We start from the raw sequence: 9,512 nt of genomic DNA on the forward strand, positions 1-9,512 counted from the left end.
GGCCGCGGCCAGGGCGGCCCGCCGGCGCGGTGAACCGGATGCTCTCGTCATGTCAGCCTTCCTGTCCTGTTCGATGGTGGGGGCGTTCCACGGTGGACGGTGCGGGACGGGCAGCCACGTAGGGTGACTGTCGGGGGAAGTGCGGTGCACCCGCCGTCGGTGCGAGGCGACCGATCGACGCTGCTAATACGTATTAGCATCGATACCTCTCGTATCTAGCCACCCACTGGACGGTCCTGTCAAGAGGCGTGGTGCCGGCGGTCGACCGACCGGCACAACGATGTCGCAGCTCACCGCCCCCGGCCCGCTAATGCGCATTAGTTCAGGGAGTTCATCTCGCCGAAATTTCGCTGACAGCTCTTGACACCACATCGTCGGGCGGCCAGGCTACCTGCCAACGCCGCTCGCTAATACGCATTAGCCCGACCGGAAGGGCCACGCCGTGACCTCGACCCCCAGACGTGTGACACAGCGTGACATCGCGCGGTTGGCCGGGGTCAGTCAGGCGACCGTCTCCCTGGTGCTCAACAACCGTGCCGACGCCGACGTCCGGATCGCGCCGGAAACCCGCGACCGGGTGCTGCGGGTGATCGCGGAGACCGGCTACGCGGCCGATCCCGTCGCCCGCCGGCTCGCCGCAGGGTTCAACCGGATCATCGGCGTCTTCACCTACGAACCTGCCTTCCCCAGCGGCACCCGGGACTTCTTCCACCCGTTCCTGGTCGGCATCGAGGAGTACGCCGAGCGCGCCGGCTGTGACCTCCTGCTGTTCACCAGCGCCCCTGTCGTCGACGGTCGGCGGCGGATCTTCCACCAGGACAACCGGCTCCGGCTGGCCGACGGGTGCATCCTGCTGGGTCGCGAGATCGACGCGGCGGAGCTGCTCCGGCTCAACCGCGACGGCTACCCGTACGTGGCCGTCGGCCGCCGCGACGACGCGGGCGGACCGGTCCCCTACGTCGGCGCCGACTACGCGAGCGCCGTGGGTCAACTCGTCGAGTCGGCCGTCGCCCGCGGGCACCGCCGGCTGGCCTACCTGGGCATGGGATCGGCCGCCGAGTCCTCCGAGGACCGCCGGCGTGGCTTCGCCGAGTCGGCGCGGGCCGCGGAAAGCGCCGTCCAGCTCTCCACCGCCGGACGCGACGCCGACGCGGTCCTCGATGACCTGCTCGCCGACCGGACCACCGCCGCCTTCGTCGAGGACTACGCCACCGCGGTGGCGCTGGAGCTGGCCACCCGGAGGCGCGGGCTGAGCGTGCCCGGCGGCCTGTCCCTGCTGACCCTCGGCGACCCGACCGTGGCGGTCCCCACGGAGATCGCCTTCACCGGTTTCCACATCCCGCGCGAGGAGATGGGCCGGCAGGCGGTCGAGGTGCTGGCCGGTGTGATCGACGGCAGCTCCAGCGGCCTGCAGCAGCGACTTCTCCCCTGCGAACCCGTCGAGGGCGAGACCCTCGGCACCCCTGATCGGGCGGTCGAGCGCCGCTGAGCGGCGACCGCGCAACTGGAAGGAAGCAAGTGGCAGTTATGCGTGCGGACGTCCTCGTCGTCGGCGGCGGGCTCGGCGGCGTGGCGGCGGCTCTCGCCGCGGCCCGCGCGGGCCGGTCGGTGATCCTGACCGAGGAGTTCGACTGGCTGGGCGGGCAGCTCACCAGCCAGGCCGTCCCGCCGGACGAGCACTCCTGGATCGAACAGTTCGGCGCCACCGCCAGCTACCGGGCCCTGCGCGCCGGGATCCGCGACTACTACCGCCGGCACTACCCGCTGACCGAACGCTCCCGCGGCTGGACGGACCTCAACCCGGGAGCCGGCTGGGTGAGCCGGCTGTGCCACGAGCCGCGGGTGGCGGTGGCGGTGATCGAGGAGATGCTGGCGCCGTACCGGGGCTCCGGCCGGCTGACCGTGCTCCAGCCGTACCGGCCGGTCGCGGTGGCGACGACGGGGACCGGGTGGTCGGGGTCACCGTGGCGCACCGGGACCGGGACGACCGGATCGAGATCACCGCGCCGTACACGCTGGACGCCACCGAGACCGGTGAGCTGCTGCCGCTGTCCGGCACCGAGTACGTCACCGGGTTCGAGTCGCGCGAGCAGACCGGCGAGCCCAGCGCGCCCGCCGAGGCGCAGCCGATGAACATGCAGGCGGTCTCCGTCTGCTTCGCCCTGGACCACGTCGCCGGCGACCACACCATCGACCGGCCCGCCGGGTACGACTTCTGGCGCGACTACAAGCCCGACTTCTGGGGCGACCGGCTGCTGTCCTGGAAGTCGCCGCACCCGCGCACGCTGGAGATCGTCGAGCGCAGCTTCACCCCCAACCCGGACGACGACCCGTGGGCCGTCAACGCCGACCAGCGGGTCAACCCCGGTGACGGCAACCTGTGGACGTTCCGGCGGATCGCCGCCCGGCGCAACTTCCTCGACGGCACGTACGCCAGCGACATCACCCTGGTCAACTGGCCGATGATCGACTACTTCGAGGCCCCGGTCATCGACGTGCCGAACGCCGCCTGGCACCTGTCCAAGGCCCGCGAGCTGTCGTACTCGGTGCTCTACTGGCTGCAGACCGAGGCCCCCCGGCCGGATGGTGGCGCCGGCTTCCCCGGGCTGCGGCTGCGCGGCGACGTGACCGGCAGCGCCGACGGCCTGGCCCAGGCCCCGTACATCCGCGAGGCGCGGCGGATCCGCGCCGAGTACACCGTGGTCGAGCAGGACCTGTCCCTGGCCGTACGCGGTGAGCACGGCGCGGTCAGTTACCCGGACTCCGTCGGCGTCGGGATGTACCGGATCGACCTGCACCCGTCGACCGGCGGCGACAACTACATCGACGTCGGTTCCTGCCCGTTCGAGATCCCGCTCGGTGCGCTGATTCCGCAGCGGATGGAGAACCTGCTTCCGGCCGGCAAGAACATCGGCACCACGCACATCACGAACGGCAGCTACCGGCTGCACCCGGTCGAGTGGAACGTAGGCGAGGTCGCCGGCCTGCTCGCCGACTTCTGTCTGGCGCGGGGCGAGTCTCCGCGCGCGGTCCGCAACACCCCCCGTCTGCTGGCCGACTTCTCGGACCGCGTCACCGCGGCCGGCGTGGAACCGCGCTGGCCCCGGATCGCGGGCTACTGAACCACCACCCCCGGTAGAGGAGAACATGGTGACAAGAGGAAAGGGTCTGCGCGGCGTGGCCGTGGCACTGGCCGCGGCGCTGGCGCTGGCCGGCTGCGGTGGCGGCGAGAAGGCCGGCTCGGACGGTCCGGCGAACCTGCGGATGACCATCTGGTCGGCCAACGAAGCGCACCTCAAGCTGTTCAACGAGATCGCCGACGAATACAAGAAGGGCCACCCGGACGTCGGGACGATCACCTTCGACCCGCTGCCGTTCGACAGCTACACCACCACGCTGACCACCCAGATCGCCGGCGGCAACGCCCCCGACCTGGCCTGGATCTTCGAGAACTCGGCCCCCGACTTCGTCGCCTCCGGCGCGCTGCGGCCGCTGGACGACACGCTGAAGTCCACCGAGGGGTACGGCTACGACGACCTGTCCCCGGCCACCCGCAAGCTCTGGCAGAACGACGGCAAGCTGTACGCGTACCCGTTCTCGACCTCGCCGTTCGGGATCTTCGTCAACACCGACCTGCTCAAGAAGGCCGGCCAGAAGACCCCGGCCGAGCTGATCGCCGCGGGTCAGTGGACCTGGGACGCCGCGCTGGCCGCCGCCTCCGCGAGCCAGGCGAAGACCGGCAAGGCGGGGCTGGTGATCCGCGACTTCGACTACAAGGGCTGGGACAACCTGTCCACCTTCTGGACCGGCTGGGACGCCCGCGCGTGGAGCGAGGACGGAAAGACGTGCGGCTTCAACGCGCCGGAGATGGTCGACGCGATGACCACCCTGCACAAGGCGATCTTCACCGACAAGGCGCTGCCCGGGCCGGGCACCACCGCCGACTTCTTCGCCGGTGACGCCGCCATGACGGTCACCCAGATCTCCCGCGCCTCGCTGCTGAAGGACGGTGGCTTCGGCTGGGACCTGGTCCCGCTGCCGGCCGGCCCGAAGGGGAACTACGCGGTGATCGGCCAGGCCGGCATCGGAGTGCTGAAGAAGAGCCCGCACGCCAAGGCCGCCGCGGACTTCCTCGCCTTCCTGACCAACCCCACCAACTCGGCGAAGCTGGCCCGGTTCTTCCCGCCGCCCCGGCAGTCGCTGCTGACCGCCGAGACGCTGGCCAAGACCAACCCGAAGCTCAAGCCGGAGCAGCTCCAGAAGGTCGTCATCGACGGCATCACCAGCGGCGTGGTCAAGCCCAGCCACGCCGGGCAGGCCGAGCTGAGCCAGCAGGTACGCGCCGGACTGGACCCGCTGTGGCAGCCGAACGCGGACGTCAGGGCGGTGCTGGAGGGCGTCTGCGCCAAGATCCAGCCGCTGCTGGCGAAGTAACCATGTCCCGGACGGACACCAGGGTGGGTCGGGTCGAGGCCCGGCCCACCCCGGGCCGGTCACGGCCGTACTGGACCACCCGCCGCCGCGACCAGCTCACCGGCTACCTGTTCATCGCCCCGCAACTGCTCGGCAGCGTCGTCTTCGTGATCCTGCCGCTGCTCCTGGTCGTCTGGTACAGCCTGCATGAGTGGAACGTGCTCGCCGACACCTTCGACTTCGTGGGCGCCGACAACTACACCGCCCTCGCCGACGATCCCAACCTCGGCCCGGTGCTGCGGGCCACCGGACTCTTCTCCGTCGGCCTGGTGGTGTTCAACCTCGGCCTGGCGTTGCTGCTCGCCGTCCTGCTCAACCAGAAGCTGCGGGGCACCATCGTCTTCCGCACCCTGTTCTTCTCCCCCGTGGTCGTCTCCCTGGTCGCCTGGACCATCGTGTGGGGCTTCCTGCTTCAGGACAACGGCGGACTGAACGGCCTGCTCGACACGATCGGCGTGGACGGGCCGAACTGGCTGCGTGGCGAGGGCACCGCGATGGTGTCGGTCATCGTGGTGCAGGTGTTCAAGAACGTCGGCCTGAACATGGTGCTGTTTCTGGCCGCTCTCCAAGGCGTACCGGCGGAGCTGTACGAGGCCGCCGAGGTGGACGGGGCGAGCCGGATGCGCCAGTTCTGGCGGATCACCGTGCCGCTGATCAGCCCGACGATCCTGCTCACCTCGATCATCACGGTGGTCGGCTCGTTGCAGGTCTTCGCGCAGATCGCCGTGCTCACCCAGGGTGGGCCGGGCACCTCCACCACGGTGCTCGTCTACTACCTCTACCAGCAGGCGTTCCAGTTCCACCACTTCGGCTACGGAGCAACCCTGTCCATCGTGCTGTTCGCGATCGTGCTCGTGCTCACCCTGCTGCAGTGGCAGATGCGCAAGAGGTGGGTCTTCCATGAATCGTGACCTGTCGCCCCGGACCAAGCTGGTGCTCTACGGCGTACTGCTGGTCCTGGCCGTCCCGTTCGTCTTTCCGACCTGGTGGATGGTCACCTCGTCGCTCAAGCCGGTGGCGGACATCTTCGCCTTTCCGCCCCAGCTGCTGCCGGTCAACCCTCGGCCGGAGGCGTACCAGCGGGTGTTCGAGTTGCAGCCGTTCGGCCGGCAGTACCTCAACAGCCTCTACATCGCGCTGGTGGTCACGGTCGGCACCTTGGGCGTGTCGGCACTGGCCGGGTACGCCTTCGCGCGCATCCGGTTTCGCGGCCAGAACCTGTTGTTCCTGGTCGTCCTCGGGGGCCTGCTCATCCCCAGCGAGGTGACGATCGTGCCGCTGTTCCAGATGTTCTTCAAGCTCGGCCTGGTCAACACCCACTGGCCGCTGATCCTGGTACCGATCTTCGGCGCGCCGAGCGTGTTGGCGACGTTCATCATGCGGCAGTTCTTCATCAGCCTTCCCGGCGAGTTGGAGGAGGCGGCCCGGGTCGACGGGCTTGGCCGCTTCGCCACCTTCTGGCGGATCGCGCTGCCGCTGTCGCGTCCCGCACTGGGCGCGGTGGCCATCTTCACCTTCCTGCACAGCTGGAATCTCTACCTGGAGCCGATCGTGTTCCTCTCCTCCCCGGAGAAGTTCACCCTGCCTCAGGCGCTCACCCAGTTCGTGGACGCCTACGGCGGTCCGATGTGGGACGTCCAACTCGCTGCGGCGTCGATGACCGCGCTGCCGGTCCTGGTGGTCTTCGTCATCGCCCAGAAGCAGTTCGTCGAGGGCCTCGCGCACACCGGTCTCAAAGGATGACGGCATCGGCACCCCTGATCGGCCTCGACATCGGCGGCACCAAGACGGCGGCGGCCCTGATCGGCCCTGACGGGGACGTGCTCGAGCGCCGTCAGGTGCCCACGCCCGCCCGGTCGGGGCCCGAGGCCGTGCTGGACGCCGCCGCGGTGCTGGCCGCGGACCTGCTGGACGCGGCCGGTAGCGGACCGGTCGGGGTAGGCACCGCCGGCACGGTCGACCCGGCGACCGGCACCATCCGGTATGCCACCGACAGCCTGCCCGGCTGGACCGGCACTCCGGTCGCCCACGCCCTGGCCGAGCGCCTCGCCCGCCCCGTTCTGGTCACCAACGACGTGAACGCTGCCGCGCTGGGCGAATGCTGGTCCGGCGCGGGGCGGGCCAGAACACACCTGCTGCTTGTCTCGATCGGCACCGGCCTGGGTGCGGCAATCATCCGTAACGGCCGCATCGAGGCCGGCGCTCGCGGCGGCGCCGGCGGGGTGGGCCACCTGCCGGTGCCGAGTGCCGAACGCCTGCGTTGTGGGTGTGGCCGGTACGGGCATCTGGAGGCGATCGCCTCGGGCAGCGGGCTGTCCGCCGCGTACGCCGTGGAGACCGGCGCGCGCGTCACCGGACAGGCCGTAGCGCAACGCGCGGCGGCGGGGGACGCCGTCGCGCAGCAGGTCCTGGACCGGGCCGGCACCGTCCTCGGCGCCGCCCTGGCCGGGTTGGTGGCCCTGCTCGATCCGCAGGCCGTCCTGGTGGCGGGTGGTGCGGCCGGCGCCCTGCTGCCCGCCGCGTCGGCCGCCTACTCGGCCGAACTGCCGGCCGGATGGGCCGACGTGCCGCTGCTGCCAGCCGCCCTCGGAGCCGACGCGGTCATGGTGGGCGCGGTCCGGTTGGTCATGACACACAGTGAACAGTGACGGTGCGAGCCGTCCCGGCACCGACGAAGGGACCAGGCAGGTGAGTGTGCTCGACGACCTGACCGGCGGGCTGGTGGTGTCCTGCCAGCCGCTGCCCGACGAGCCGGATGACCCGATGCGGGACCCCTACGTCCAGGGCCGGGTGGCCGCCGCGGTGGTGCGGGGCGGCGCGGTGGCGGTCCGGGCCAACGGACCGGCCGACATCAGGGCTATCCGTGCCGTGCTCGACGTGCCGGTGATCGGGTTGTACAAGCACGGCACGGATGACATCTTCATCACCCCGACGGCGGCCCACGCGATCGAGGTGGCCCGGGCCGGGGCAGACATCATCGCTGTCGACGCCACCGACCGTCCCCGTCCAGACGGGCGGAGCTTCGCCGACACGGTCCGGGCGATCCGCGAGCGGACCGACGCACTGGTCCTGGCCGACGTCTCCACCACGGCAGAGGGCGTCGCCGCCGTCGAGGCAGGTGCAGACGCGGTCGCCACCACACTGTCCGGCTACACCCTGGCCAGCCCCCAGACTGACGGGCCCGACCTCGGGCTCGTGGCGCGACTCGTCGCACTGCTACCGGTTCCGGTGATCGCCGAAGGGCGGTACCGCACCAAGGAGCAGATCGGCCGGGCCTTCGAGGCCGGTGCGCACGCGGTGGTGATGGGCAATGCCGTCACCTCACCGCTGTGGATCACCCGCCGGCTCGTACCGGCCACCCCCCGCGCGGCGGCGCCCCAGAGAAGAGGGAGAGCAGATGAAGAGACGTACCCTCCTGGCCACCGGCGTGGCGGCCTGACCGCCGCAACGATCGGCCGACCGGCGTACGCCGGACCCGCCGACCGGCAGCCAACCGTGGCACTCGTGCCCTTGGACGACCGGCCGGTCAACACCTACTGCCCTCAGATGACCGCGGCAAGCGCCGGCGCCCAGGTGCACCTGCCGCCCCGGGAACTGCTGGGCCGCTTCTTCACCCCCGGCGACGCGCCGCCATCGCCCGCTGGCTCAGCGCCACCGACGACGTCGACGGGTACGTCATCTCGGTCAGCATGCTCGCCTACGGCGGTCTGATCGCCTCACGCACCGCCGCCCCGACCCTGGCCGCCGCGCTGGAGAACCTGGCCGCGATCCGGAACCTGCGCTCGACCCGGCCCGAGGCGGTGATCGAGGTGCACGACACCATCCAGCGGCTCGCCATCACCAGCACGGGCACCGACCTGGACAACTACCGGGCGCTGCTGGTCGATTGGGCGAAGCTCTACGACCAGGTGGTCAACCTCGGGCACGAGGAGCTGCGGGCCCGTCTCGACGCCGTCCGGGCGCAGATTCCGGACCGGGTGGTCGAGGACTACCTCGCCGCGCGGGCCCGCAACCACCAGGTCAACCGGCTGATGGTCGAGTGGGTCGCCGACGGCACCATCACCCACCTCGTGCTCTCCGAGGACGACACCGCGCCGGTCGGCCTGGCCCGGGCGGAGCGGGTCGAGCTGGAGGAGCTGGTGGCCCGGCTCGGCGTCGGCGACCGGGTGGAGATCTTCCCCGGCGCCGACGAGGTCGACGCGCTGCTGGTCGCGCGGGTGGTCGCCGCGGGCACGGCGCCCAGCTACCGGGTGGAGTACGCCGGTGTCTCGGGCGAGGACTGGACCGCCCAGCTGGAGGGCATCCCGTTCGCGGAGAACATCCGTCGGCACGTGACCGCCGTGGGTGGACGGGTAGTGGACGGCGACGCGGACATCGTGCTCGCCGTGAACACTCCTTCGGCGGCGCCCGCGCAGCGGGCCGCGGACCTGGACGCCTTCGTCGGGCGGATCGGCGGGCTGCTGGCCGCCGGCACCCCGGTGATCGTGGTGGACCCGCTGATCGTGAACAAGGCGGACCACGAACTGGTCGCGCGGATGGAGGCCCGGCTGGACCTCACGGCGCTGCTGTCGTATTCGGGATGGAACACCGGGGGCAACGCACTCGGTCTGGCGCTCGGGCACGGCACCGCCCGCTGGGCCCACCTTCGCTCCTCCGGGAGCGGGTACGGCGTGCCCGAGCTGCGCGGGCCTGGCCAGGCGCACGCCGAGTACCTGCTCTACCGGTTCGTCAAGGACGACTCGTGGAAGAACGTGGTGCAGGTCGAGGCGTACGCGCTCGCGCGGGCCCGGGGCTGGGATCCACTCGCGCTGACCCCCGAGCAGAAGACCTACTTCGACGGCTGGGTACGCGACCGGCTGGTGCCGCTGACCGAGCGGTACTTCGCCGACCACTTCGCCGGACACCGTTTCGTGCTGGGCCGGCGGGGCGCACAGAATTTCACCGCGACCCTGGCGCGCTTCGAGTCGGCCCGGGTCGAGCTGCCGTGGGACCGGCTCTTCGAGGTGATCATGGAGCCCCGGCTGCAGCTGTCCTGACCG

At 70.8% G+C, this 9,512-nt stretch carries 5 protein-coding genes and 2 pseudogenes; all 7 read left to right on the forward strand.

Annotated features, from left to right (window positions below; translation table 11 throughout):
• Positions 1–463 precede the first annotated feature (463 nt).
• Complete coding sequence (locus JNW87_RS29380) at positions 464–1,489, forward strand: LacI family DNA-binding transcriptional regulator (RefSeq protein ID WP_238454774.1); 1,026 nt, start codon at positions 464–466, stop codon at positions 1,487–1,489.
• Between the two features lie 38 nt (positions 1,490–1,527).
• A pseudogene (locus tag JNW87_RS29385) lies at positions 1,528–3,122 on the forward strand (FAD-dependent oxidoreductase).
• Positions 3,123–3,147: 25 nt separating this feature from the next.
• A complete protein-coding gene (locus JNW87_RS29390) occupies positions 3,148–4,434 on the forward strand; it encodes a sugar ABC transporter substrate-binding protein (protein WP_238454775.1) in 1,287 nt (428 codons plus the stop codon).
• A 2-nt stretch (positions 4,435–4,436) separates the two neighbouring features.
• Entirely contained in the window at positions 4,437–5,384 is a 948-nt protein-coding gene (locus JNW87_RS29395) for a carbohydrate ABC transporter permease (RefSeq protein ID WP_238454776.1), read from the forward strand.
• A complete protein-coding gene (locus JNW87_RS29400) occupies positions 5,374–6,216 on the forward strand; it encodes a carbohydrate ABC transporter permease (protein WP_238454777.1) in 843 nt (280 codons plus the stop codon). Before JNW87_RS29395 ends, JNW87_RS29400 begins: the two co-directional genes overlap by 11 nt.
• Positions 6,213–7,121, forward strand: a complete 909-nt coding sequence (locus tag JNW87_RS29405; RefSeq protein WP_238454778.1) for an ROK family protein — start codon at positions 6,213–6,215, stop codon at positions 7,119–7,121. Before JNW87_RS29400 ends, JNW87_RS29405 begins: the two co-directional genes overlap by 4 nt.
• Before the next feature lie 76 nt (positions 7,122–7,197).
• Positions 7,198–9,509 (forward strand): annotated as a pseudogene (locus JNW87_RS29410) (DUF4127 family protein).
• Positions 9,510–9,512 lie beyond the last annotated feature (3 nt).

Source organism: Micromonospora sp. ATA51 (assembly GCF_016802855.1).
Lineage (GTDB): Bacteria > Actinomycetota > Actinomycetes > Mycobacteriales > Micromonosporaceae > Micromonospora > Micromonospora sicca.